Origin of the sequence: Salinisphaera hydrothermalis C41B8 (assembly GCF_000732535.1) — a bacterium.
Classification (GTDB): domain Bacteria; phylum Pseudomonadota; class Gammaproteobacteria; order Nevskiales; family Salinisphaeraceae; genus Salinisphaera; species Salinisphaera hydrothermalis.
In genome coordinates this window covers 1-25,532 of sequence record NZ_APNK01000046.1, presented here as the reverse complement: position 1 = coordinate 25,532, position 25,532 = coordinate 1, and the positions used below count along the sequence as shown (strand labels likewise).

Sequence of the window (25,532 nt, the reverse complement as noted above, 5' to 3'; positions counted from 1 at the left end):
CACCCAGGGGGGGGGCAAAATTATGTCGGCGTCAGGGGGTCATTTTTACATCGGCGGTAACACGTAAGGCCAAACCCCACCCGTTCGCGCTCACGCTGGATTACTTGAGCAAGGCGTTCTCGGCGGCGCGCGACAAGGCCGGCGCATACGACCACCTGCCGATCAAACAGCGACCGACGCTGCATGAGTTGCGAGCGTTCGGGATCCACCTATACCGCGCGGCGGGATTCGATGACGACTACATCGGCGCCCTATCCGGCCACGCAGGTAAGAAGATGGTCGACCACTACGCCAAGGATCACGAAGAAAATAAACCGGTTATCGTTCGCGCGGATTTAGCAATAAGAAGCTGAAACTCATTTATCAATTCGCTTAAACGACCACCGATCAAATACCGACGGGGCCTCTCTACGGATTCAAAGCTCAGGTACTCGCTGAGTGCCTCTTGGAGATCAGGAATTGCCTTCCCGATATCGCCGAGTGCCTTAATGACCTTTTCGTCTTCTTCAGCTACCAGCGGCGGAGGCAGGCCGCGATTGCCAGCTTTGAACATACGGCGGATGCCAACCACGATCGCCGCATCTGTATCGATAGAGTCCATGATTTGCTGAATCCTTGAACCGCTACGAAACAGGAACTGCGACTCAAGTTTCACCTCGATGAATTGTCGCTGTATCTCCTTCGCCTCTTGTGTGTCTAGTGTTGGCGATTCGAGCAGCGTCTGGTAATCGCGAACAGCAAACTCGAAAACCCGAAAACGACGCTGGTATAGATCCCACCGTAATTTCTCGCGGTTGGTTTTGATCTGCCCATATCCGACCCATGCGGCGAGCAGTGCGGCTGGTAGCGCGCCAGCCAAGCCGCCAATAATGGTTTGAAGCGGGCGTACTTGGGCACGAAAACGCGAAGAGGTTACTAATCACAGACTCCCCCGATGACCTTTTTCGTTATCAGATGCAGTGCCGAGAGCGCTTGCTTTACCCCCAAAATTCCCCCAATATTCCCCCAACAGTGATGTAAGTCCTTGTGCGGCAGTAGCTCAGTTGGTAGAGCGCGACCCTCCCACGGTCGAGGTCGCGAGTTCGAATCTCGTCTGCCGCTCCATTCTATTTCGTTCCGCGATCACGACCGCTGCTTGAGCAGATGGCGTTGTTGCAGCGCGTGGGTCACGGCGCGCGCGACGCGCTTGGCGCGAGTGGCTGGCTCCTCGTTGCTCTTGCGCCCTTCGATGGCGAAGCGCGCGACCACTTTCTGGCTCTTGATGTCGATCAGGCTGACCCGGTATCCCGGCCGGCCCGAGGCCAGGATGCGGCGCGAATCGGCGCTGGGATCGAGCAATTCGATCATGACGACGGCCTGGGCGCCGCTGCCGATTGCGGCACGCCGACGGCTCGCACCGTTCTGCGGCGCGGTGGGCGACGCGGCATCGAGCATGGTTTCGCAGGCGTGCCCGGCGGCCAGCAGCTGGCGACACATGGCTTTCTCGTACGCGCCCTCGACCGCCAGATCGCTAAATGCGCCGTAGGCGAGAAAGCCGTCGTAGCGGGCATTGTGCGCGCCCGGGGCGATAAAGCTCTGGGTGGGTAGCCCAGCACAAGCCGTCATGCCGACAGGCAGAGCCAGACACAAGACGAGCGTGGCGATACGTCGTGCGCCGACGCGAAACAAAGCATTCGTGATCATGGCGCAAGGCTAGCCGTAATGCTCGACGCTCGCCAGTCGTTGAACATGCTTCAACCGGTCGCGATCGTTGGCTCGGGTAGGCGTTCGGCCAGTTTGTCGAGCTGGGCGCGGCCTACAATATCGCGCGCGCTTTGAGCGACTTCGACCAGCGTTCGCTTGGCAAAGCGTTCGCGGATCTCAGCCAGATACTCGTCCTGTTGCGCGACCCGCTCGGCCACGAACGCGCTCTGCGTATCGGCCGGCCACAAGCGATTGACGAACAACTCACCGACCGGGATGCCCGCCTCGCCCAACTGGTCGATCAAGCGCACGGTTTCCTCGATCGGCAGCCGCTCAGCCAGCAGGACCGGGTGAAACAGCGCCTCGCGATGCAGGCGCTGTCGGGCGCGGGTGAAGCGATCGGCGCGCTGGCGTAAGCGCGAGAGCACGCGGTCGTCGCGATCCGGCTCCGACACCCCCGCCATCGAGCGCCACATACCCTGCAGCCGGTTCACTTTGGCGCGCTGGCCAGCCAGGCCTTCCACCCAGGCTCCCAGCATCGACGGCAGGGTCAGCAGACGCAGCGTATGCCCGGTCGGCGCGGTATCGAACACGATCCGGTCGTAATCGCCCGGGGCGCTGTCCATAAGCCGCGTGAAGCGGTCGAACAACGCCGACTCGGCGGTGCCCGGCGCCTGTACGGCCAGTTTGAGATGCCGGTCCAGTGCCGGCAGCACGGCTTTCGATACCGCCTCACGGGCGTCCTCGCGAATCGATTCGACATAGCGCTCGGCGTCCGCCGTGGGGTCGATTTCCATCGCCCAAAGATTGTCGCCGGCCGGGGTCGGCTCGTCGCCGAGCCGCGTGTCGAGCAGATCAGATACGGAGTGCGCCGGGTCGGTGGAGACCAACAGCACGCGATCGCCGCCGGCCGCCAGGCGCAGGGCGTGGGCCGCCGCCAGCGTGGTCTTGCCGACGCCACCCTTGCCGCCGAAGAGAAAAAAACGGGTCGGCTCGTCGTGCGCGTGTTTGGCTGCCATCAGCAGCACACCCCAGCTTCGGGAAACGTTTCCATGCCCATGCGCTGGTGCCAGTGATGAAACGCCTCGATCAGATCCGGGTAGAGCTCCAGCGCGAAATAATCGGCCGACCCCGGGATACCCAGCGCCTCAAGAAACAGCAGGGCCACGAGCACGTCTTCTTCCTTGCGCGCCTCACGCGCGATGCTCGCTCGCCAGGGCGCGACGAACAGTTCGTCGTGATAGCTGTTGATACGACGCCAGAGACTCTTGTCGTCCGCCATGCGGCCTCCGCTCGGCCCGTCGAAAATAGAATCGCACGGCTGACGCCGTTACGGCCTCAGGCGGCGTGCAAGGCGTGCAACTTTGCCATGATCGTAGCCACGACCACCTCGGGATCCGGTAACACCCCCGAGTACAGGACTTCGCCGTCGAGCACCACGGCCGCGGCCGCGCCCGCGCGCGTCAAACTCCTCAACGACGCGCCGACACCGCGCCCGGCCCGACGCGAGGCGCGCCAAACCGCCGGATACAGCCAGATCGTATTGCGCGGGTCGACGACATCGATTTCCAGCCCCGGCGCGGCGCGCTCCAGACGCCGGTAAACCACGCCGATCGATGCCATCACGGCGCGGCTATGAGCATAGTCGGCCGCGCCGCCCAGGTCGGTATGCGCCTCGCCGAGCCGGCCACAGCAGCCGGAGCCGCTGTGCTGGGCATCCTGCTCGCGAACGAGCATCAGACGATGGCCGGCGCCGACGGTCATGACTCGTCGGCGACCTCGGCCCGGCGCTCTCCGCGCTGGCGGTTGAGCGCGGTCACGGCTTCCACGATCAACCAGGCGGTCAGGACGGCGATGGCCGCGTCCATGATCAACAGCATCCAGCTGCCTTCCTGCAGGAAGGAGATCAGGTTGAGCACCAGCGCCCAGCTGGTCATGAACAACAGGAACGTTAGCGGCACGATCGCGGCCAGCGGATTGCGGTTGCGCGACATCACCCAAACGCTGATCACGGACAGGGCCAGACCGGCCGTGAGCTGGTTGGTCGTGCCGAACAGCGTCCAGAGCTGGCCGAAGGCGAAGCCCTTGCCGCCCGCGCTGTCGCCGCCCGGCACCAAGGCCAGCGCGAGCGGAATGACGACCGCCAACGTGGTGAGCACGGTGGTCTTGCCGACCAGGCTACGGAAACCCGCCAATTCGGCGATTTCTTCGAGGATATAGCGCTGCAGGCGCACGCCGGTATCCATGGTGGTACCAGCAAAGGTCACGACCACGACCACGGCGAAGGACGCGCCTAGCTGCGCATCGATCCCCAGGTTGGACAGGAAGTGCCCGACGCCGTCGACGAAATGCCCGAGGGCGCCGCCCGAGGCCGCGCCAAAGCTGGAATAAGCCGAGCTCCAGTCGGCGGCCGAGCCCAGCCCGGCCGTGCAGGCCAGAATGGCCGCCAGCGCCAGCGAGCCTTCACCCAGCGAGCCGCAGTAACCGATGTAGCGGGCGTCGGTTTCCTTGTCGATCTGCTTGGACGTCGTGCCCGAAGCCACGAGGCTGTGGAAACCCGAGATCGCGCCGCAGGCGATGGTGATGAACAGATACGGGAACCATTGCTTGGTATCGGCGGCGACATGGTTCACAGCCGGGGCGACAATCTGGTCCCAGCCCACGATCACGCCGGCGAAGATCACCACCAACGCGACGAGCAGCTGCTGGCCATTGATGTAGTCACGCGGTTGCAGCAACAGCCACACCGGCAGACGCGAAGCGAACCAGGTGTAGGCAAAGATCAGGATGATCCAGGTAGTCCGGACCGACAGCCCGAGCAGATTCGCCAGACCATCGATATGGATCGGGTAGGCCTGCCCGACCGGGATCGCGGCATATAGCAAGACCAGGCCGATGATCGACGGGATCAGCACCGCGCCCTTCATGCGATAGACCCACTGCCCGATGCACATGGCGATCGGAATCACGATCACGGCCGGAATCACCGAGCCCGGATGCGCCTGGAACAGAATCGCCATCACCACGCCGAACACGGCGTTCACCAGCGTCAGCAGAAAGAAGATGATGAGCAGGAACAACGTGCTCGCCCGCGCCGAGATGACCTTGCCCGAGAGCGTGCCGATGTTCTGGCCGCGGTTGCGCGCCGAGGTCACGATGGCGCCGAAGTCGTGCACGCCGGCCCCGAAGATGGTGCCCAGAATCACCCAGGCGATGGCCGGCAGCCAGCCCCAGTACACGGCGATCGCGGGCCCCACGATCGGCGCGGCACCGGCTACGGCCGTGAAGTGGTGACCGAGCAGGATATGCTTGTTGGTGGGCACGAAATCCACGCCGTCGGAAAACTCGTGCGACGGCGTCTTGAAGTTCGGGTCCAGCGCATAAACCCGTTCGGCCAGATACTTCGAATAGAAGCGGTAGCCCAGATAAAAGGCCCCCAGCGTAATCACGATCAGATAAAAAGCCGGCATGCGCGTTCCTCGACGGCAAAATCATTGGATACAACGGAATACCGACAGGATACCGGCCGGGTCCGAAGCCCCGACAGTCGACTAATGTCGAACCACGCCGCGCTTGAACTGTGCGCTAAGCCGTGCCGCACACCGTGCAATGCGGGTTACCCGGCAGGCTCAAGGTCCGCCAGCGCTGGGTTCGCACATCCAGCGACAACAGCTTGCCGGCGAGCGTGTCGGGCATACCGACGATCAGCTTGATGGCTTCAAGCGCCTGGATCGTGCCGACGATGCCGGGCACCGCGCCGATTACGCCGGCCTCGGCGCAGGTCGGCGCGCTGCCGGCCGGCGGAGCTTCCGCGAACAGGCAGCGATAGCACGGCTGTCCGCCGGCCGGAAACACGCCCACCTGCCCGTTGAACCGCTCGACTGCGCCGTAGACCAGCGCAATGTTCGCGCCCACGCAGGCATCGTTGATGGCATAGCGCGCCGAGAAATTGTCGGAACCGTCGACCACCAAGTCATAGCCGGCCACCAGCTCGGCCGCGTTGTCGGGGCCGACGCGTGTCTCGATTGGCTCGATTTCGATCGCGGGGTTTAACGCGCTGAGCGTGGCCTGGGCCGAGCGCACTTTGGGCTGGCCGACCGAGGCATCGCGATGCAGGATCTGGCGATGCAGGTTGGAGCGATCGACCGTGTCGTGATCGACGATTCCCAGATGCCCCACCCCGGCCGCGGCCAGATACAGCGCCGCCGGACTGCCCAAACCGCCGGCACCAATCACGAGCACACGCGCATCGCGCAGCTTGGTCTGTCCGCCCTCACCCACCTCGGGCAGCGTGAGCTGGCGCGCATAGCGCGCCCGGTCGCCGGCATCGAGCATGGGCGGCATTTCGAACGGGAGCCCGGCGTCTTTCCAGCCGTCAAAACCGCCGGCCACCGAACGCACGTCGGTATAGCCGAGCTGGTGCAACTGATCGGCGGCCAATAACGAGCGGGAGCCCGACGCACAGAGCAACAGCAATGTATCGTCGGCCGCGGCGCCCTCGCGTTCCAGGCGCATCTCCAGAAAGCCCCGGCCGAGCGGCTTCGCGCCGACCGGCGTGCCCTGGGCGATTTCATCGGCTTCCCGGATATCGATCAGCCAGGCGCCGGCCTCGGCAAGCCGCTGGGCCTCGAGCGGCTCGACCGGCGGCCGCGCCTCACGCAGCGCGGCCAGACGTTCTCGAACGGAAATACTCATGATCCACGTCCTTGCTCGCGGCGATCGTCCTCGCCGATATCTAGGGCATCGAGCTCGCCGCCGCCGGCATGATCGGCCGCGGCCCGATCAGCGCCGAGCTGGGATTGCTCGCGCCATTGCTTGGGCGCGGTCTTGGAGGTGTTCGCGCCCATCGCCCGCAGCATTTCGGCCTGACGCACCAGATTGCCACGACCGTCGACCAGCTTGTTGCGGGCATCGGCAAACGACTTGTTCACCGTATCCAGATTACGCGAGACCTTGTCCAGGTCGCCCAGGAAACCGACGAACTTGTCGTACAGCGTGCCCGCGCGGGCCGCGATCGCCTCGGCGTTCTTCTCCTGCTTGTCGAGCCGCCAGAGATTCTCCACCGCGCGCAGCATGGGCATGAGTGTGGTCGGCGACACCAGCGCGATGTTGGCGTCGAGCGCTTCGCGCTGCAGGCTGAAGTCGCCGCGCAGCGCCTCTACATAGGCCGCCTCCGACGGGATGAACATGAACACGTAATCCAGCGTCCGGATCGCGTCGATCCCCTGATAGTTCTTCTCCGACAGGCCTTTGAGATGCCGCCGCACCGAGGCGATATGCTCGGCCAGTGCCTGGCGGCGTGTCTCTTCGTCCTCGGCTTCCTGCACCCGCAGATACGCGGTCAACGACACCTTGGAATCGATCACCAGCGAGCGCGACTCGGGCAGATGCACGACCGCGTCGGGCAGCTGGCGGCGCCCGTCCTCGGTGGTGGCCGCGAACTGGGTGTCGTACTGCGTGCCTTTTTCCAGCCCCGAGCGCTCCAGCACGGTTTCCAGAATCATCTCGCCCCAGTTGCCCTGGGTCTTGGACTCGCCACGCAGCGCCTTGGTGAGATTGGTGGCATCCTCGGCGATCGCCTTGTTCGACTCTTCCAGCATCCGGATCTGCTGGGCCAACGCACTGCGCTGGCGGTTCTCGACGTCGTAGGCTTCCTTGACCTGTTTTTCAAAGCGCCCGATATGCTCGCGCAACGGGTTGATGAGCGGCTCCAGGCTGGCCTTGCTGGATTCGTTGAACGCCTTGGTCTTCTCCTCGAGAATCTCCTGCGACAGTGTCTTGAACTGGTGCGCCATCTGCTCGCGCGCCTCGGTCAGCGTCTTGAGCTTGTCCTCGGCATGACGCTGCTCGGCATCCAGCCGCTCGCCGAGCCGGGCGTTCTCGCTGCGCGCGGCAGCAAGTTCGTCCTCGGCAGCCGCCAGCGCCTTGCCGCGCGCGGCGTGCTCGTGTTCGAGCGCGTCCAGCTTCGAGGCCAGACCGGCGCGCGTGGCGCGAGCCATGAGCGTGGCGACGACGGCGCCCAACACGGCGCCGACGATCAGCGCAACGACGATGACAATAACGACGGATGCATTCATGCAGGCGTGGGGTTCACGTGCAGGCCGCGCGGTGGCGGACTGTAAATAAGAACAGTACGAGCCCGCAGTCTACCCGCTGCCTGCGCGCGCGAACAGTTGCCCGGCCGCCCCGTCGCGCACGCGAGAATCCGGGCAGGCGCGTACAATAGCGCTCGTTTTTGTCACCGCCCGACCGGCGTCCTGCCCATGCTGCTGCAACTCCGCGAACTGTCGTTGTCCTACGGCGTCGAGGTTCTGCTCGATTCCGCCGAACTGTCCATCGCTGCCGGCGAGCGCGTGGCGCTCGTGGGCCGTAACGGCACCGGCAAGTCGACGTTGATGAAGATCGTCTCCGGCGAGATCGAGCCCGATCACGTCAAGCGCGAGACCAAGCCGGGGCTGAAGATTTCGCGGCTGGAGCAGGAAGTCCCGGCCGCGACGACCGGCAGCGTGTATGAAGTCACCGCCGCCGGCCTCGGCGCCGCGGGCGAAGCGGTCGCGCGCTTCCACGATCTGGCCGCACGGCTGTCGGCCGGCGAAGATGTGATGGATGCGTTCTCCAAAGCACAAGCCGACGTCGAAGCCCACGACGGCTGGACGCTGGCCCAGCAGGTCGAGGCCACGCTGAGCCGCCTCAAGCTCGACCCGGAGGCCGACTTCACCGCGCTGTCCGGCGGCCAGAAGCGCCGCGTGCTGCTGGCCCGCGCGCTGGTCTCCGAGCCCGATCTGTTGCTGCTCGACGAGCCGACCAACCATCTCGACATCGCCGCCATCGCCCAGCTGGAAGAGATTCTGCTGAACTGGAACGGCGCCTTGCTGTTCATCACCCATGACCGCGCGTTCCTGCGCCATCTGGCCACCCGCATCATCGATCTGGATCGCGGCCGCCTGACCTCCTGGCCCGGCGACTACGACAAGTTCCTGGAAGGCAAGGACAAGGCGCTGGCCGACGAGGAACGCGCCAACGCCGAGTTCGACAAGAAGCTGGCGCAAGAGGAAACCTGGATTCGTCAGGGCATCAAGGCCCGGCGTACCCGCAACGAAGGCCGCGTGCGGGCACTCAAGGCCATGCGCGCCGAACGTGCGGAGCGGCGCGAACGTACCGGGTCGGCCAACATCGTCACCCAGGATGCCGCGCGCTCGGGCAAGAACGTGATCGTGGCCGACAAGATCGCGTACAGCTGGGGCGACAAGCCGATCGTCACCAATCTGACCACCACTATCCAGCGCGGCGACAAGGTCGGCATCATCGGGCCCAACGGCGCGGGCAAGACCACGCTCATCCGCCTGCTGCTCGGCCAGCTCGAGCCGGATGCCGGCACGATCAAGCTCGGCACCAATCTCGAAATCGCCCACTTCGACCAGCATCGCGCCGCGCTCGACGACAACATCAGCGTGCTGGACAACGTTGCCGGCGGGCGCTCGTCGGTGACCATCAACGGCCAGGATCGCCACATCATGAGTTATATGGGCGATTTCCTGTTCTCGCCCAAGCGCGCCCGCAGCCCGACGCATGTGCTATCCGGCGGTGAGCGCAACCGGCTGCTGCTGGCCAAGCTGTTCACTCGCCCGGCCAATCTGCTGGTGATGGACGAGCCCACCAACGATCTCGATGTCGAGACGCTGGAACTGCTCGAGGAACGCCTGACCAGCTACGAAGGCACGCTGCTGCTGGTTTCGCACGATCGCGATTTCATCGACAACGTGGTGACCAGTTCGCTAGTGATGGAAGGCGACGGCCGCGTGGCCGAGTACGTCGGCGGTTACTCGGATTATCTGCGCCAACGCCCGGCGGAACCCGCGGCGGCCGCCCCCGTAAAAAAGCCGGCCGCGGCCCCGAAGCCCAAACCAAAAACTGAATCCGCGCTGTCGACCGCCGAACGCAAGGAACTGCGCGACCTGCCCAAACGCATCGACCGGCTCGAGGCCGACCTGGAGAAACGCCAGGCGGTATTCGGCGAACCCGGCTTCTACGATCGCAACCCGGCGGATATCAAGAAAGCCACCGACGCGCACGCCGCGGTCGAGGCCGAGCTCGAAGCCGCGCTGGAACGCTGGGAAGCACTCGAAGCCAAGCAGGGATGAATCATCGCGGAGCGACCGGACCCGGCGGAACCTCGACACGCGCGGACGGACGAGCCTGATAAAGTCGGGCCATCAAACGACCAAGGAACGGCCATGACCACAGCCCTGATCGCTCTCGACTTCATCAACGACATCGTGCATCCCGACAGCCCGATGGCCGGCGCGGCGACGCAAGTCGCCGAGCGCCGCGTGATCGAGCACGCCAATACCGCTCTGGCCCATGCCCGAGCCAACGACTGGTTCGTCGTGTTGGTCAAGGTCGGTTTCGGGCCGGGCTATGCCGAATGCCCGAGCCGTTCGCCGCTGTTCGGCAAGGCCAAGGAGAATGGCGTCCTGCAGCTCGGCACCTGGGGCACCGAATTCCATGAAGCGCTCGACGCCACGCCGGCCAACGCCGAGCGGGAGTTCGTGGTGGAAAAACCGCGGGTGAACGCGTTCTATGCCACGCCGCTTGAAGCGGTACTGCGCGCCAACGCCATCGACACGCTGTATCTCTGCGGCGTCTCGACCAGCTGGGCCGTGCAATCGGCCGCTCGCGACGGCCACGATCGCGACTATCGTATCCGCGTGATCGAGGACGCCTGTGCCACCGACGACATCGAGGATCATCACGCCTCGATCCGGCAGTTGTCACGTATCTGCGAGATCGTGACCTCCGACGAACTGCCGTCGAACTGATCCCGACCAAGGCGCCGGCCGGGGGGCTCATCTCGGCCGCGCGCCCGGCCCGGGTGAACCGCTCGCATTGGCCCGCCTGCCACCAGCCAAAGTCCCGATCCCGCTCTATTGCCCGGAATCGACCGGCTTGTTCGCCTCGACCTCGAACGACAGGTGGACCTGGTCGCCGACCAGTTTCGGATACGCGTCCATCCCGAAGGCACTCCGGCTGATTTCGGTTTCCGCGTTGAAGCCACAGGTGTATTTGCTCTGCTCCAGCGGGTTCACCTTGCAGGCGATGTGATCGACATCCAGCGTCACCGGCCGCGTCACGCCGTGCAACGTCAGCTTGCCGGTGACCTTCGCGGCGCTGTGATCGGGGCCATCGAACGTGACCTGTGTCGACTTGAACGTGATGGACGGATATTCCTCGACGTGGAAGAAGCCGTCCATCTTACGTAGATGCTCGTCGCGCGAATCATCGCCGGTATCTACGCTGGCCGGGTCGAAGATCATGGTCACCGAACTGTCGGCCGGGTCGGCGCCGATCCGGATCGTGCCTTTGCGCGCGTCCATGCGCCCGTGCATCGTCGACAGGCCCATGTGGTGGATCCGGAAATGGGCATAAGTGTGCGAGATATCGATCTTGTAAGTACCCGGCTTGAGATCGGGCGCCGCATGCGCCGCCGTGGCGACCGTCACGCCAAGCACGAGCCCGGCGCTGGCGCGTCGGGCGCATCCACGAAAAGTCATCGGTTCATTCCTGATGTGAGCGGTTTGGCATAAAGCTAGCACGCAACCGCACGCTGGCGGCCTGCGTAGAATCGCATCAATCTTCATACCTGCCCCGCGCACATGCCCGAAGGACCGGAAATCCGCCGCATGGTGGACGACATCGCCGACGCGGTCGGCAACCGCGATGCTCGCCAGGTGTTCTTTGCCTTCGATCGTTTCAAAGGGTTCGAGTCCGCGCTCGCCGGGCGCCGGGTGACCGGCGTCGAGGCACGCGGCAAGGCCGTGCTCGTATTTTTCGCCGCCCGCGGCGACGACGGCCCGTGGTGTGTCTACAGCCACAATCAGCTTTACGGCAAATGGCGGATCACGCGTGCAGAGACCGAACCGAACACCCGGCGCCAGTTGCGGTTTGCGGTGTTCACCCGGGACAAGGCCGCACGCCTGTACAGCGCCTCGGATATCCGCCTGGTACGCCCGGATGCGCTCGACGACGTGCCCTATCTGGCCAACCTCGGCCCGGATCCGCTCAACGAGGACATCCGCGCCACCGCTCTGGTCGAGCGTCTGAACGACACGCGTTTTGCCGGCCGGGCACTCGGCGGCTTATTGCTGGACCAAGGTTTCATCGCCGGCATCGGCAATTACCTGCGCTCCGAGATTCTGTTCGAGGCGGGCATCGCGCCGAAAACCCGGCCGAAGAATCTCGACGACGACGCGAAGCAGCGCCTGGCCGAGGCTGTCGTGCGTCTGATTCGGCGCGCCTACGAGACGAAAGGCATCACCAATCCGCCCGAACGGGCGAAGCGTCTGAAAGACGAAGGCGCCTCTTTTGGCCAGCGGCGGCATATGGTGTTCGGCCGCGCAGGGCGCGCCTGCTATGAGTGCGGCCGCGAGATCATCAAGACCACGATCGCCAGCCGCCGGCTTTACTACTGTCCGGATTGCCAGCCGATGCCCGACTGAGCGCGGCGAACGCTCACGTCACCAGGCCGTAGACCAGCCAGCCGCCGAGTGCGGCCGGCAGTAATCCGAGCAAGACCCACAGACCATCGCGGCCGGCTAAACCCAGGCTGATCAACGCCACTGCCCCGCCCGGCGCCGCAGCGGCGAACGGCAGGATCTCCAGCGGCGGCATGCATAGCGCCAGCACGACGAACAACATGCCAAGCGCACGCGTCGCTGCGCCCTCGACCAACCAGTGCAGCCGCGGCGACACGAGGCGATCGATACGCCGGGTCCACGGCCGTACGCGCTCGGCGACCTTCGTGTACCGCGTCCGGCTGATCGACATCGCCCGCATTTTTTTCGGCAGCCAAGGATAACGCTTGCCGAACACGAGCTGGATGGACACGAGCGCGATGGATATCCCGCAGACCGTCGGCACGCCGGGCACGGCGCCGGTCGGCAGAATCGCGATCAGCGCGAGCATCAGCGTCAGTGGCGCATAGCCCCGCTCGCCGATGGTGGTCAGCACCTCGCCGAGCGTGAGTTGTTCGCTGTCGCTGCCGGATTCAAGAATCTCCAGCAGCGTCGTAAGCGTGGTGCCGCGTTCCACCGGTCCCGCCATCCCAAAATCGAGCCGCGCACAGTACCACGCCACACCCAACTTGAACGGCGACTGAGCTTGTGGGTACGGATAACGGCGATTATTGTAACCACCACACATATCGCAACCCTCTAAATTCATGGAATTCAAGCAACTGGGTTCGACGGGCACGCGGGTTTCGCCGCTGTGTCTGGGCACGATGACCTACGGCACGCCGGAATGGCGCGAATGGGTGCTCGACGAACAGGCCAGCCGGCCGTTCATCAAGAAGGCGCTGGATGCCGGCATCAATTTCTTCGATACCGCCGACATGTACTCGAAGGGCGAGTCGGAAAAGGTCGTCGGCAAGGCGCTGATCGACTACGCCGCGCGCGAGGATTTCGTGCTGGCGTCCAAGGTCTACAACCCGATGGGCGACGGGCCCAACAACCGCGGCCTTTCGCGCAAGCACATCATGCACGCCATCGATGCCTCGCTCGAGCGCCTCGGCACGGATCATGTCGATCTGTACCAGATTCATCGCTTCGACTACGACACCCCGGTCGAGGAGTTCATGGAAGCGCTACACGACGTGGTCAAGGCCGGCAAGGCCCGCTACATCGGGGCATCGTCGATGTATGCCTGGCAGTTCGCCAAGTGCCAGGAGGTGGCACGCGCCAATGGCTGGACCGAATTCGTGACCATGCAGCCGATGTACAACCTCGTCTACCGCGAGGAAGAGCGCGAGATGCTGCCGCTATGCGCCGATCAGGGCGTGGGCGTGATTCCGTGGAGCCCGCTGGCGCGCGGCGTGCTGGCCGGCAAGAAACAGGGCTCGGGCGGCGAATCCAAGCGGTCGCAGACCGACAACATGACGCAGAAATGGGGCCTGGGCGCAGCCGAGTCCGACGATGCCATCGTTGAGGCCGTGCGCGAAGTCGCTGAAGCCCGTGGCGTCTCCATGGCCCAGGTGGCGCTGGCCTGGGTGGCGGCCCATCCGCAGGTGACCGCGCCCATCGTCGGGGCGAGCAAGGAACACCATCTCGACGACGCGATCGCGGCGATGGATCTGACCCTCACCGAGGACGAGAAAGCCAAGCTCGAAGCGCCCTACGTGCCGCATCAGATTGCCGGTCACGAATAAGCAAAGCGATCCGACAGACGCTGATGCGAAAAAAAGCCGCCTTCGGGCGGCTTTTTTATGGGCACGGTGTACCACGGCCGGCCATCCCGAACACGGCCTATCCGCCGGTCGCCGCCTCGACCTTGTCCAGCAGGCTCTGCGTCGGGAAACCATCGGCCGTGAGCCCGCGGGCATTCTGGAATGCGCGCACGCCGGCCCGCGTGTTCGGCCCCACGATGCCGTCCGGCGTGCCGCTGCCATAGCCGAGCGTATTCAGACCGCGCTGCAGCGCCAGCACCTGCTGGCGCGACAGGCTGGCTTCGTCTCGCGGCCAGGATTGCTCGACGCCCGGTTCGCCACGGATCTGATCGGACAACAAGCCGACCGCGAGCGCATAGCTGGTGGCGTTGTTGTAACGCTTGATCACGCGGAAATTCGGCCCGACCATGAACGCCGGTCCCGACGCGCCGGCCGGTGCGATGATGGCCGCCGAGTCGAAATCCGGCAGGCCGCGCGAATCCACCGGCTGTACGCCTTCGGCACGCCAGGCCGCGGTCGATTGATGCGTCTCGCCGTCCACCTGGGCGTAATCAAAGCCGGACGGCAGGACGACTTCGCGTCCCCAGGGCTGGCCGGTATGCCAGCCGTTGTCCGCCAGGTAATTGGCCGTCGAGGCCATAGTATCGGGGATCGAGCCCCAGATATCGCGCCGGCCGTCGCCATCGGCATCCACCGCATACGACAGGAAACTGGTCGGCAGGAACTGGGTGTTACCCATGGCCCCGGCCCAGGAGCCGCGCATGTCCGAACGGCTGATGTCGCCGTTGGCCAGAATCTTGAGCGCCGCGTAGAGCTGGTTCTCGGCGAACGATTCGCGTCGTCCGTCGTAGCCGAGGGTGGCGAGCGCATCGATCGTCTCGTAGTGGCCGAAATTCGAGCCGTAATTGCTCTCCATGCCCCAGATGGCCACGATCACCGAGCCCGGCACGCCATAGCGCTGGGCCACGCGATCGGCGGTGTCCTGATAGGTCGCCAGTTTTTCGCGTCCATGGCTGATCCGGGTATTCGAGACCGCGGTATCCAGATAATCCCAGATCGCGCGATTGAACTCCGGCTGGCGGTTGTCGAGCTCGATGACGTACGGCAGGAACTCGGCATTGCCGAAGGCCGTGTTCAGCGTCGAGCTGGACACGCCTTTGGCCCGCGCGCGACGCTCGAAACCTGCCACCCAGCGCGCGAACCCGGCCACATCGCGACCGTTGACGCTGGCCGGCGTTTGCTGACTATGGCTCGACCCGTTCTGCGCCGACGACGCCGAATGATCGGCCGTCGTCGATGACTTGTCGGCGCTACTCGCCCCAGACTGCCCGGGGGCCGGCGTCTCGGCCGGGGCATGGGTGGCACAGCCGGCAAGCGCCACGATCAAGGGCAGCGTGGCACGGAAAGCCAATCGGTACGGCATGTTGAACAACGCAGTCGAAGAACATGCGCCCTAGACTACCTGACCTGCGGCATTCGCAGAGGCCCAGGCCCACTGAAAATTATGGCCGCCGAGATGACCCGTCACATCCACAACTTCGCCGATGAAATACAGACCGGGTACGTCGCGCGCGGCCATGGTCGCCGACGACAGAGCGTCGGTATCCACCCCGCCGATCGTCACCTCGGCCGTGCGATAGCCCTCGGTACCGTCGGGTTGGAACCGCCAGTCGGCGAGCCGGGCCGCGAGCGCGGCCAGATCATCGTCCGACAGACTCTTCAGACGCGGCTCGCCCAGACTGGCCGCGCCCGCATCACGACATAGGCAGGCGGCCAGACGCTTCGGCAGGCATTCGGCCAGCACGGTCGACAGCCGCGCGTTCGGGCGGGATGTGCGGCGCTCGGCGAGCCAGCCCGCGGCGTCCCGGCCCGGCAGAAAATCCACGCCGACAGCATCGCCCGCTTGCCAGTAGGACGACACCTGCAGCATGGCCGGGCCGCTCAAGCCGCGATGGGTGAACAACATGCCGGCATCGAAGCTTCCCTCGTTGCAGTGCGCCTCGACATCCAGACCCAGGCCGGACAGTTCGGCGAACGCCTTGCGATCCCGCGTCGGTAGCGTGAACGGCACCAGCGCCGGGCGCGGCTCGCGTACGGCCAGCCCGAACTGACTCGCGAGGTCGAAGCCGAAGCCGGAGGCACCCATCTTGGGAATCGACAAGCCGCCGGTCGCGACCACCAGCGCGGCGCCGGTCCAGACACCAGCACCGGTCTCGACCCGGAACGTGCCGTCGTCGGTGCGCGAGAACCGTCGGATATCCACCTCGGTATGCACGTTCACGCCAGCGTTTTCGCACTCGTCCAGCAGCATCCGCACGATCTGCTTCGACGACTCGTCGCAGAACAGCTGCCCCCGTTCTTTCTCGTGGTAAGCGATGCCGTGCGCCTCCACCAGTGCGATGAAATCGGCGGGCGTGTAGCGCGCCAGCGCCGACTTGCAGTAGTGCGGGTTGGCCGACAGGAAGTTGGCGGGCTCGCTGTAGAGATTGGTGAAATTACAGCGCCCGCCGCCCGACATCAGGATCTTCTTGCCCACGCGCCGGGTTTTTTCCAGCACGTGCACGCGGCGTCCGCGCGCGCCGGCCACGGCAGCACACATCAGCCCGGCCGCGCCGCCGCCGAGCACGATCACATCAGTATCGATTGACTGGGTCATGGGTATCGCAGGTCGATCAATCGAGATTGTCGCATACGACGTTTTGGTACCTTGGCCTCGCATTTCTAAAAATATAGTTTTTCCAATACGCGATCGCGGGCGCCCTGGCGAAATGGATAGACCCACCACGAAGCCGGGCGCGAACCGGCGGTCGCCTTCGATCAACGGCGGCCTCTTTTCGCCGTCCGTCGATACCGAGCTATATGTCGGAGGAGGGAGAACCTGCCATGGCCAAGATCCTACGTCTGCCGTTGATCCTGATCGTCACGTCCGCACTCGGCGCTTGTGGCCTGATCTACAAACCCACCGGGGCCGTGCTCAATCACCTGGCGCAGGACGAAGTCGTGCCGCATGTCTATGCCAGCGACGATCTCGACATGTCGGCCTGTGGCACGGGTCTCGGCCAGACCCAGCTGCTGGGCTCCTTCGGCCGGGTCATGGACGCACCCAGCCGGGTCCTGCTCAACACGCACACGCTAGCCGGCCTGTGCTCGGAAGCCGCCGCCCAGGAAGCCCAGCTGCATTTCGACCGCGCCCTGCATGCCGGCCATACCACCGAGGCACGCGATGCCCGTATCCAGGCACAGCGGCTATACCAGCGCACGGCCGAACGCCGGCTCAAGGTCTATCACGACACCGAAAATGCCTTCGGCAAGATCGGCGACGGTAAATGCCCCACGCTCGGCAGCGATACCGAACAGATGGAATATCTCACCGGCCTGCTGACATCCGTACAGGCAGTACTATCGGATATCCGCGCGGGCAGCAGCGTCGGCGTGCCCCAGGACATCGCCGCCCGGGCGGCACGGGCGACCCACTGCCTGGACAACGATAAGTGGTGGGGCGTACCGAATGCATTGCAGGCGGTGGTCTGGCTGAGCGTGCCGGGCACGGCACCCAATGGCGCACAGCCCTGGCAACAGCTCAAGGCCGCGGCCGACCTGGGCCAATCGAAGGGCATGCCCATGGCCGCGATGCTCTATGCCGAAGCCGGCTACGGCCGCTCGGATCCGCAACGCGAGCGCGACGGCATCCGGCAGGTCGCCAAGATCTACAACGCTGGCAACGGGCCCAAGGATTACCGCATCTTCACCCAGGTCGCTTACCGCGAGGCGATGTTCCTGTCGGACGAAATCTGGACCCAGAAGACCGGCCAGCGTACGCCGTTTCTCAATCTCGGCACCTTCCCCGGCGACGACAAGAAACAGAACGATGATTCGTCCAAAGTGGACGTCGATAGCCTGCTGAACTGATGGCCGAACTCTATGTGAACGACGGGTCGGCCGTCTCCGATCCGCACGCCGGCGACCGGCCGACGCTCTATAGCCACGTGCGCAGCTGGCTGGTCACGCTGCCGACGGCAGCCCTGTTGCTGCTGGCTATCGTGTTCGGCACCAGTGCGTTCGTGCACGGCCAGCTGCTGAGCCTGGGCGGCCATATCTGGCAGGATTACAACCTGCTGCGCGTCGATATGGTCAAGCCCCACTGCGACCCGAACCCGGATATCCAGGCCCGGGTACACAAGGCGCAGCAGGCCAAGGCCGACAGCGACAGCCTGTTCGATGCGGGCCCCGCCGATCCCAAGGCCCTGCGCCAGTCGCTACTGGCCCAGCGCCAGCAATGTCGCCAGAGCTTCCAGCAGTATCGTTATAACCAGCGGATGACCGACACGGCCGCGCTGCGGGCGTTTCGTACCATCGAGCTCGGCGTGGGGCAGATCAACACTATCGGCCAGGCCTGGCAGCCATATATTCTGGTCTTGCTGATCCTGTTCGGCGGCGTCATCGCGCTCGCGCTGAGCGAGCAGATCGCGCTGCGCCCGCCGGCCAGCCGTTTGGATCACCGCGTTTCGGCAGGCGCACAGCTGGCCACGCATCTGGCCATGACCGTCAGCGCGCTGGCCTGGATGCAGCTCGACGGCGGCGGCGATCTGTTGCTGGATGCAGGCTGGGCCGCCGGTTTCGCGGTGCTGGCGGCGGTTTCGGCCTGGCGGCTCGTGAAGGTCCCGGCCGATGCCGGCGACGACCGTTCCGTGTTGCGTGCTCTACTGGCCGTGCCGCTGTATTGCTGGCTGGCGCTGGTTTCGATTCTGTATTTCTTCTGCGTCGAGCAGTACGCCGCCGGGCCGGTGATTCAGCTCACGAAGATGATCCGCTTCGCCGATCTGTACACCAGCATCGGGCTGTATGTCTGGGTGGGCATGATGCTCAAGCACACCCGGATCGCGGCACTGGTCTTCGGGCTGTTCCGCTCCTGGGAGATGCGCCCCGAGTTCGTGGTGATCATCCTGGTGCTGGCCTCGGCCTGGCCGACGGCCTATACCGGCGCCTCCGGCATTTTCGTGCTGGCCATCGGCGTAGTGATCTACCAGGAGCTGCGTATCGCCGGCACTTATCGCCAGCTGGCAATCGCCTCGACCGCCATGTCCGGCAGCATGGGCGTGGTGCTCAACCCTTGCCTGATGGTCGTGATCATCGCCGCGCTGAACCGGCAGGTCACGACCGACCAACTGTATGGCTGGGGCATCTACGTGTTCGCGCTCAGCGCCCTGTTGTTCTGCGGCTTCATTTATCTCACCCGTAAATCGCGTCCCCATCTGGCGACGCCGGACTCGGCCCTGCCGCAGACGCTAAGCGCGATCGTGCCGCTGGTGCCCTATCTGTTGATCGGGGCCGCGGTGGTGCTGGTGTACTCGCATCTGCTCGGCCAAAGCTTCAATGAATTCTCGGCGCCGGTCATCCTGCCGCTGATGCTGATCGCCCTGCTGGCCTACGATCGCTGGCGGGCCCGTCGTCTGCACGGCGATCAACTGGAAAGCGCCGACCGGGGCGAGACATCGCCGCCGTCGTATGAGCCGGCCGGCTTCGCCAACGCCCTGCGCGCGGCCACCGCGGAAACCTCCACGCTCATCGGCGCGCTGCTGATGCTGATGACGCTGTCGATCGTGTTCGGCGGCGTGATGGAACGCTCCGGGGTAATGAATCTGTTCCCGGCCCATCTCGGCAATATCTGGGAAGCCACCGCGATTCTGGTGCTCATGCTGGTGGTGATCGGCATGATCATGGACCCCTACGGCGCCATCATCCTGGTGAGCGCCACTATCGCGCCGGTCGCCTACGACAACGGCATCAACCCCGTGCATTTCTGGATGATCGTGCTGGTGGCCTTCGAACTGGGCTATCTCAGCCCACCGGTTGCGCTCAACCAGCTGCTGACCCGACAGGTGGTCGGCGAGGCCGAGTATGCCGCGGCCTATGCCGAAGTGGCCGACGACCCGAGTTTCTGGCGTCGCTACGAATCGATTCTGTTGCCGATGGCCGTCATGGCCTCGTCGCTGCTGCTCGTAGCGTTCGCCCCGCTGATCTTCAACGCCGTGTTCTGAACGCCGTGTTTTGGCCGTCCGGATATAACATCCAAGGAGGAGCAATCATGACTCGCAATCTCATCACCCGCCGGCTGGCCGGGCTGGCGCTCGGCGCTGTCGCGCTGGCCGCCGGCGCGCTGCAGCCGGCGGCCGCCACGGAAACCCGCACCCTGTGCATCTACGATCCAATCGGTGCCAACGGTTTTATTTATCAATCGTTTCAGGACTACATCGTTCAGGCGCGCTCCTGGGGCATCAAGCTCAAGCCGAAGGCCTATACCGACGAAGCCGTGGCGGCCAACGATTTCAAGGCTGGCAAGTGCGATATGGCGGCCATCACCGGCGTGCGCGATATCCACTTTGTGAAGTTCGCCGGCAGCCTCGACATGGCCGGCGGCCTGCAAACCTACGCCCAGGAAAAGACCGCGATCCAGGTCATGTCGAGCCCCAAGGCCGCCAAGTACATGCAACAAGGCGGCTACGAAGTCGCCGGCGTCGTGCCGCTGGGCAAAGCGTTCCTGTTCGCACGCAACCGCAACGATCTGGATTCATTAAAGAAACTCGCGGGCAAAAAAATCGCCGTGCTGTCCTACGACAAGCAGGCCTCGACGCTGGCCAATGTGGCGGGCGCATCGCCCGTAGGCGCGTCGATTGCCTCGCTCGGGCCAATGTTCAACAACGGCAGCGTGGATCTGGCCTATGCCCCGTCATTCGCCTACGACGCGCTCGAGCTCTACAAGGGCCTGGGCAACAACGGCGGCATCGCCGATTTCGTGCTCGGTATGCTGTCGGGCCAGCTGGTCTTCCATAAGGACAAGTTCCCGGCCGACTTTGGCCAGAAATCGCGCACCTGGGTGTTCAACAATATGTACGACCCCACCATGCGCCGGGTCAAACGCTCCGACAACAAGATTCCCGACAAGTACTGGGTACACATCTCGGGTGAACGCGATCAAAAATATCGGGAGATGTTTCGCAAAACGCGCCAGAAACTGTGGGACGACGGCTGGTACAGCCACAAGATGCAGCATCTGTTGAAAAAGATCCGCTGTTCGACCCATCCGGGTCTGGCCGAATGCAGCCTGGACAGCGAGGGCGGCCCGGTGCACTGACCGCCATCGCCTGACCGGCTAGCCCTGGGCCCGCCGCGTCCGCGCGGCGGGCTTTTTTTATTAACCCCAAGGAGTTCCGGACCGATACACGACGTCCGGCCAATTGCCTCGCCCCGGACAGCGCTGTAAAAAGGGCGCCCACAATGAAGAGCGGACGCAGCACGCCGACGAGACCAGGGTGGCCTCGTCACCCGCGCGCTGCCCATTGATCCCGGCAGTTGCTCGATCAAGACGCCGATCCGGCTTCGGGTATCCGGTACAGTGAAGTGGCCGGACCGAACGGGCGTCGGGGGACGTTCTTCCACAGGGACAATTCGTTTCACGCGACGATGCAGACGCCGCGGCCTGTGCCGGTCCAACCGGCCATGCCCGTGCTGGCGTGGCTCATGCTTGGTGCCGGAGCACCGCGTACGGGCCCAATGGCCACGACGCCGTATCGTCGCCCAAGTTTTATTGCGCATCCCGCCGGATGCGCCGGGGAGACAACTCGATGACGATTATCGACACGCTGGAACAGGCCGTGAATACGGTCGTCAATCCGGTCAGCGGCTTCATCTGGAACTACATCCTGACCTATCTGCTGCTCGGGGCCGGCCTGGTGTTCACCGTCGCCACCCGCGGCCTGCAATTCCGCTTGCTGGCGCACATGGCCGCGCTGGTGTTCACCGAAAAAGGCAGCGGCAAGGGGGTCAGCTCTTTTCAGGCGCTGGCAACCTCGCTGGCGGCGCGCGTGGGCACCGGCAATCTGGCCGGCGTGGCGCTGGCACTGTTCGCCGGCGGGCCGGGCGCGATCTTCTGGATGTGGATGACCGCGCTGGTCGGCATCGCCACCACCTTCATCGAATGTACCCTCGGGCAGGTCTACAAGGTCCATCATGGCGACGGCATTTATCGCGGCGGCCCGGCGTACTACATCGAGCGTGCGCTCGGGCAACGCTGGATGAGCATCGTGTTCGCGGTGTTCCTGGTCATTGCGTACGGCTTCGCGTTCTGCGGCGCCCAGGCCAACACCATCGCCCAGGGTCTGGAGGGCGGCTTCGGCGTGCCGAACTGGGTGACGGCCATCGCGCTGGTGATCCTCACCGCCGTCGTGATTTATGGCGGCATCAAATCAATCGCGAAAACGGCCGAAAAGATCGTGCCGGTGATGGCGGTCGGCTATTTCCTGGTCGCGGCGTATATCCTGATCGTGAACTATGCGCAGGTGCCGGACATGCTGGCACTGATCGTGAAATCCGCGTTCGGTTACGGTCCGGTAGCGGGCGGCGCGGCCGGCTATGCGGTCGCCGCCGCGCTCAAGAACGGCGTGCAGCGCGGCCTGTTCTCCAACGAGGCCGGCATGGGCTCGACGCCGAACGCGGCGGCCACGGCCGAGGTCAAGCATCCGGCGGCCCAGGGTCTGGTACAGGCCTTCGGCGTGGTAATCGACACGCTGATCATCTGCAGCTGCACCGCGGTCGTGATTCTGTTGTCCGGCGTGTACGACCATATCCTGCAGGCGCATGCGGCCGGCCAGTCGCTGGAAGGCATCAAGCTCACCCAGGACGCCATGCAGTATCACCTCGGCGCCTTCGGCGAGTGGTTCATCGCGCTGGCGATCTTCTTCTTCGCGTACAGCTCGATCCTCGCCAACTTTGCCTATACCGAAATCAATATCGACTATCTTTTCGGCGATCTCGGCGACAAGGCGATCGCCTGGATCCGGCCGTTCCTGCTGGCCATGGTGTTCATCGGCTCGGTGGCCACGCTGAGCTTCGTCTGGCATTTCGCCGACTTCGCCATGGGCCTGATGGCCACGACCAACCTGGTCGCCATTCTGTTGTTGTTCCCGATTGCGCTGCGGGTGCTGCGCGACTATGAAAAACAGCGGCGCTCCGGCACCGGCGATCCGGTATTCCACAAGCGCGTACTCAAAAAACCCGAGCAGGTCGAGCCCGGGATCTGGGACTAATGCGGCATCCGTCGCGGCGCGCGCTGCGTAGCCACGACATACACTATAGATGCGGCGGCCCGCCCCGGGCCGCCGCATATTGGAGACCGTCATGTCCCGACTCCGTATTCTGATTCCCCTGCTTGCCCTTATGGCGCTGTCGGCCTGTAGCGTCGTGCCGAGCCCGAGCTTCCCGCGCGAACACAATGTCAACCTCGATCGCTTCATGGGCCCGTGGTATGTGATCGCGCACATCCCGCCGTCGAAGACCAAGAACGCCTACAACGAGATCGAGCGCTATACCCGCGGCCAGGGCAATACGATCCACGTGAAATTCACGTATCGCGAGGGCGGCTTCAACGGCAAGCAGCACACGATGACGCCCACGGGCACGGTGATCGACGGCACCGGCAACGCGGTCTGGGCGATGCATTTTTACCATGTCCTGCGCCTGCAGTACGTGATCTCCTACGTCAGCCCGAACTACGACAGCACCATCATCGCGCGCGACAAGCGCGACTATGTCTGGATCATGGCGCGGACACCGCACATCAGCGACAAGCGCTATCAGGCCCTGGTCCAGCGCGTGAAGGATCTGGGCTACGACACGAGCAAGCTGCGCAAGGTTCCGCAGCAGCCCTTGTCGGAGCGCAACGACCTGTGACGGTCGCGCGGTTCATGCGCCGGGCTATGCATACGTCTTGAGCCCGCGCTTTTCGGACACCCGCGAGGTCCGCCACGCGGAATGGCGGCGCCTGGTCGCATTGACGCCGTATCTGCGTGCCCACTCGGCGCGCGTTGGCCTGGCGATGGCGTTTCTGATGGCCGCCAAGGGCGCATCGGTGCTGTTGCCGATCGCGCTCAAGCATATCGTCGACAGCCTGGACCGTTCGGAGCACAACGCGGCTCTCGTCCTGCCGCTCGGGCTACTGCTGGCCTATGGCGCACTACGCCTGGCCTCGACCCTGTTCGGCCAGATCCGTGACCTGGTGTTCGGTCGCGTCACCGAGCGGACCATGCATCAGGTCGCGTTGTCGGTCTTCCAGCATCTGCACGCGCTGGATCTGAATTTTCATCTGTCGCGGCGCACGGGCGGGCTGTCTCGCGACATTGAACGCGGCCTGGGCGGCATTCGTTTCCTGCTACGCTTCATGTTGTTCAACATCCTGCCCACGCTGTTCGAAATCGGGCTGGTGGCAGCAATTCTGCTGTTCTACTACTCGATCTGGTTCACGCTGATCGTGCTCGCGAGCGTGGTCGCCTATGTCGCGGTCACCGCCGCGCTCACGGAATGGCGCACCCGCCACGTGCGTGAATCCAATCGGCTGGACACCGCCGCCAACACCCGCGCGGTCGACAGCCTGCTCAACTACGAGACCGTGAAGTACTTCGGCAACGAGGCCTTCGAGGCCGCGCGCTACGACGCCGAGCTCGAACGCTGGGCCGACGCCATGGGCCGGGCCCGGCGATCGCTGGGCGTGCTCAACACGCTGCAGGCGCTGGTCATCGCGCTGGCAATGACGGCGATGATGATCCTCGCCGGCCGGCGTGTCGTGGCGGGCTCCATGACGCTCGGCGATCTCACCATGATCAACGCCTACATGCTGCAGCTGTTCCTGCCGCTGTCCGCACTCGGCTTCGTCTATCGCGAGCTCAAGAAAGCGATGGCCGACGTCGCACGCATGTTTGCGCTCACCGATATCGAACCGGGCGTGACCGATCACCCCGACGCAGGCGAACTCGTCTCGAGTCGGCCTGAAATCGTGTTCGACGATGTCTATTTCGGCTATACAGCCGAGCGGCCGATTCTGCGCGGCGTGAGCCTTACGGCAGCGCCCGGTGCCAAGATTGCGGTGGTCGGCCACAGCGGGGCCGGCAAGTCCACCCTCGCCCGCCTGTTATTTCGCTTCTACGATGTCGATCACGGCCAGCTCTGCATCGATGGCCGCGATATCCGCGAGTACAGTCTGGCGTCGCTGCGCGCGGCCATCGGCGTGGTACCTCAGGACACCGTGCTTTTCAACGACACCATCGAATACAACATCGCCTACGGCGCCCCCGAGACCGCCGATCGGGCGGCGATAGAGCGCGCCGCGCGGCTGGCCCATCTCGATGCATTCATCGCCCGGCTGCCCGAGGGCATGGCCACCGTGGTCGGCGAACGCGGGCTCAAGCTCTCCGGCGGCGAGAAGCAACGCATCGCGATTGCGCGCGCGATTTTAAAAAATCCGGCGATCCTGATCTTCGACGAAGCCACCTCGTCACTCGACAGCCACGCCGAGCGTGCCATTACCGAAGCGCTGGCCGAACTGGCCGCCGATCACACGACGCTGGTGATCGCGCACCGCTTGTCCACCGTGGTCGATGCCGACCGGATCGTGGTCCTCGACGACGGACGCGTGGTCGAACAGGGGCGTCACGCCGAGCTGCTCGCCGCTGGCGGCTCGTATGCCCGCATGTGGCAACTCCAGCAGCACGACGCCGAACGCGACCCGTCGCTCGATACTAGGGCGTGTTGAGGTTTCGTGCGAGTCCGCGCCAAGCGCTGTTTTGCGGCAAGACGAGGC

The 25,532-nt window shown here is 64.5% G+C and carries 23 protein-coding genes and 1 tRNA gene; 12 read left to right on the top strand and 12 right to left on the bottom strand.

Going from position 1 to position 25,532, the window contains the following annotated elements; genetic code table 11:
- The coding region (locus tag C41B8_RS20245; protein WP_156962584.1) for a tyrosine-type recombinase/integrase at positions 1-353 on the top strand (353 nt) is incomplete at its 5' end.
- Here the strand turns inward: C41B8_RS20245 and C41B8_RS20545 are convergent.
- Positions 299-859: a hypothetical protein gene (locus C41B8_RS20545; protein ID WP_037341279.1), complete on the bottom strand. Its 561-nt coding sequence runs from the start codon at positions 857-859 to the stop codon at positions 299-301. The two genes, C41B8_RS20245 and C41B8_RS20545, sit on opposite strands and share 55 nt — an antisense overlap.
- Before the next feature lie 169 nt (positions 860-1,028).
- Between C41B8_RS20545 and C41B8_RS17670 the strand changes: the two genes are divergently transcribed.
- Positions 1,029-1,104: transfer RNA gene (locus C41B8_RS17670), tRNA-Gly, on the top strand.
- Between the two features lie 18 nt (positions 1,105-1,122).
- Here C41B8_RS17670 and C41B8_RS17665 read toward each other — a convergent pair.
- The 7 genes from C41B8_RS17665 to C41B8_RS17635 all read right to left on the bottom strand — a co-directional run bounded on the left by C41B8_RS17665 (position 1,123) and on the right by C41B8_RS17635 (position 7,760).
- Entirely contained in the window at positions 1,123-1,683 is a 561-nt protein-coding gene (locus C41B8_RS17665; RefSeq protein WP_037341277.1) for a hypothetical protein, read from the bottom strand.
- 50 nt (positions 1,684-1,733) lie between these two features.
- Entirely contained in the window at positions 1,734-2,702 is a 969-nt protein-coding gene (locus tag C41B8_RS17660) for an ArsA family ATPase (protein ID WP_037341294.1), read from the bottom strand.
- The gene (locus tag C41B8_RS17655) at positions 2,702-2,965 is read right to left on the bottom strand and encodes a cory-CC-star protein (RefSeq protein WP_037341275.1); all 264 of its coding nucleotides are present in this window, start codon (positions 2,963-2,965) and stop codon (positions 2,702-2,704) included. Before C41B8_RS17655 ends, C41B8_RS17660 begins: the two co-directional genes overlap by 1 nt.
- Positions 2,966-3,021: 56 nt before the next feature.
- Complete coding sequence (locus C41B8_RS17650) at positions 3,022-3,447, bottom strand: hypothetical protein (RefSeq protein WP_037341273.1); 426 nt, start codon at positions 3,445-3,447, stop codon at positions 3,022-3,024.
- Complete coding sequence (locus C41B8_RS17645; protein WP_037341270.1) at positions 3,444-5,153, bottom strand: carbon starvation CstA family protein; 1,710 nt, start codon at positions 5,151-5,153, stop codon at positions 3,444-3,446. Before C41B8_RS17645 ends, C41B8_RS17650 begins: the two co-directional genes overlap by 4 nt.
- Positions 5,154-5,268: 115 nt before the next feature.
- Positions 5,269-6,378: a molybdopterin-synthase adenylyltransferase MoeB gene (gene moeB / locus C41B8_RS17640; RefSeq protein WP_037341268.1), complete on the bottom strand. Its 1,110-nt coding sequence runs from the start codon at positions 6,376-6,378 to the stop codon at positions 5,269-5,271.
- A complete protein-coding gene (locus C41B8_RS17635) occupies positions 6,375-7,760 on the bottom strand; it encodes a DNA recombination protein RmuC (RefSeq protein ID WP_084189181.1) in 1,386 nt (461 codons plus the stop codon). The genes moeB and C41B8_RS17635 overlap by 4 nt, the downstream gene beginning before the upstream one ends.
- 186 nt (positions 7,761-7,946) lie before the next feature.
- Between C41B8_RS17635 and C41B8_RS17630 the strand changes: the two genes are divergently transcribed.
- Both C41B8_RS17630 and C41B8_RS17625 read left to right on the top strand, forming a co-directional pair.
- The gene (locus C41B8_RS17630) at positions 7,947-9,824 is read left to right on the top strand and encodes an ATP-binding cassette domain-containing protein (RefSeq protein WP_198025279.1); all 1,878 of its coding nucleotides are present in this window, start codon (positions 7,947-7,949) and stop codon (positions 9,822-9,824) included.
- Positions 9,825-9,917: 93 nt separating this feature from the next.
- Positions 9,918-10,502: a cysteine hydrolase family protein gene (locus C41B8_RS17625; protein ID WP_037341266.1), complete on the top strand. Its 585-nt coding sequence runs from the start codon at positions 9,918-9,920 to the stop codon at positions 10,500-10,502.
- A 105-nt stretch (positions 10,503-10,607) separates the two neighbouring features.
- Here C41B8_RS17625 and C41B8_RS17620 read toward each other — a convergent pair whose 3' ends face one another.
- Positions 10,608-11,234 (bottom strand): YceI family protein, encoded by a 627-nt coding sequence (locus tag C41B8_RS17620; protein WP_198025278.1) that lies wholly within the window; start codon positions 11,232-11,234, stop codon positions 10,608-10,610.
- A gap of 102 nt (positions 11,235-11,336) precedes the next feature.
- Here C41B8_RS17620 and nei point away from each other — a divergent pair, with 102 nt between their 5' ends.
- Positions 11,337-12,179: an endonuclease VIII gene (nei, locus tag C41B8_RS17615; RefSeq protein WP_037341263.1), complete on the top strand. Its 843-nt coding sequence runs from the start codon at positions 11,337-11,339 to the stop codon at positions 12,177-12,179.
- A 13-nt stretch (positions 12,180-12,192) separates the two neighbouring features.
- On the opposite strand, the gene C41B8_RS17610 is transcribed toward nei, so the two are convergent.
- Entirely contained in the window at positions 12,193-12,783 is a 591-nt protein-coding gene (locus tag C41B8_RS17610; RefSeq protein ID WP_051883744.1) for an exopolysaccharide biosynthesis protein, read from the bottom strand.
- A gap of 118 nt (positions 12,784-12,901) precedes the next feature.
- Here C41B8_RS17610 and C41B8_RS17605 point away from each other — a divergent pair, with 118 nt between their 5' ends.
- Positions 12,902-13,885: an aldo/keto reductase gene (locus tag C41B8_RS17605; RefSeq protein WP_037341261.1), complete on the top strand. Its 984-nt coding sequence runs from the start codon at positions 12,902-12,904 to the stop codon at positions 13,883-13,885.
- Positions 13,886-13,982: 97 nt separating this feature from the next.
- Here the strand turns inward: C41B8_RS17605 and C41B8_RS17600 are convergent, their stop codons facing one another.
- Both C41B8_RS17600 and C41B8_RS17595 read right to left on the bottom strand, forming a co-directional pair.
- Positions 13,983-15,326: a lytic murein transglycosylase gene (locus C41B8_RS17600; RefSeq protein ID WP_037341259.1), complete on the bottom strand. Its 1,344-nt coding sequence runs from the start codon at positions 15,324-15,326 to the stop codon at positions 13,983-13,985.
- A 30-nt stretch (positions 15,327-15,356) separates the two neighbouring features.
- Entirely contained in the window at positions 15,357-16,559 is a 1,203-nt protein-coding gene (locus tag C41B8_RS17595; protein ID WP_037341257.1) for a BaiN/RdsA family NAD(P)/FAD-dependent oxidoreductase, read from the bottom strand.
- Between the two features lie 227 nt (positions 16,560-16,786).
- On the opposite strand from C41B8_RS17595, the gene C41B8_RS17590 reads away from it, so the two are divergent.
- The 6 genes from C41B8_RS17590 to C41B8_RS17565 all read left to right on the top strand — a co-directional run bounded on the left by C41B8_RS17590 (position 16,787) and on the right by C41B8_RS17565 (position 25,484).
- On the top strand, positions 16,787-17,812 hold the full coding sequence (locus C41B8_RS17590; protein WP_037341255.1) for a hypothetical protein: 1,026 nt from the start codon (positions 16,787-16,789) through the stop codon (positions 17,810-17,812).
- A complete protein-coding gene (locus C41B8_RS17585; protein WP_051883743.1) occupies positions 17,812-19,941 on the top strand; it encodes a TRAP transporter large permease subunit in 2,130 nt (709 codons plus the stop codon). The genes C41B8_RS17590 and C41B8_RS17585 overlap by 1 nt, the downstream gene beginning before the upstream one ends.
- 47 nt (positions 19,942-19,988) lie before the next feature.
- Positions 19,989-21,035 carry a putative solute-binding protein gene (locus C41B8_RS17580; RefSeq protein WP_051883742.1) on the top strand — a complete coding sequence of 349 codons (1,047 nt, stop codon included), beginning with the start codon at positions 19,989-19,991 and terminating at the stop codon, positions 21,033-21,035.
- 490 nt (positions 21,036-21,525) lie between these two features.
- Positions 21,526-22,986, top strand: coding sequence for an alanine/glycine:cation symporter family protein (locus C41B8_RS17575; protein WP_037341253.1), 1,461 nt, complete (start codon positions 21,526-21,528; stop codon positions 22,984-22,986).
- A 91-nt stretch (positions 22,987-23,077) separates the two neighbouring features.
- Positions 23,078-23,629, top strand: coding sequence for a lipocalin family protein (locus tag C41B8_RS17570; protein ID WP_037341251.1), 552 nt, complete (start codon positions 23,078-23,080; stop codon positions 23,627-23,629).
- Between the two features lie 37 nt (positions 23,630-23,666).
- Positions 23,667-25,484 (top strand): ABCB family ABC transporter ATP-binding protein/permease, encoded by a 1,818-nt coding sequence (locus tag C41B8_RS17565; RefSeq protein ID WP_051883741.1) that lies wholly within the window; start codon positions 23,667-23,669, stop codon positions 25,482-25,484.
- Positions 25,485-25,532: the final 48 nt, after the last annotated feature.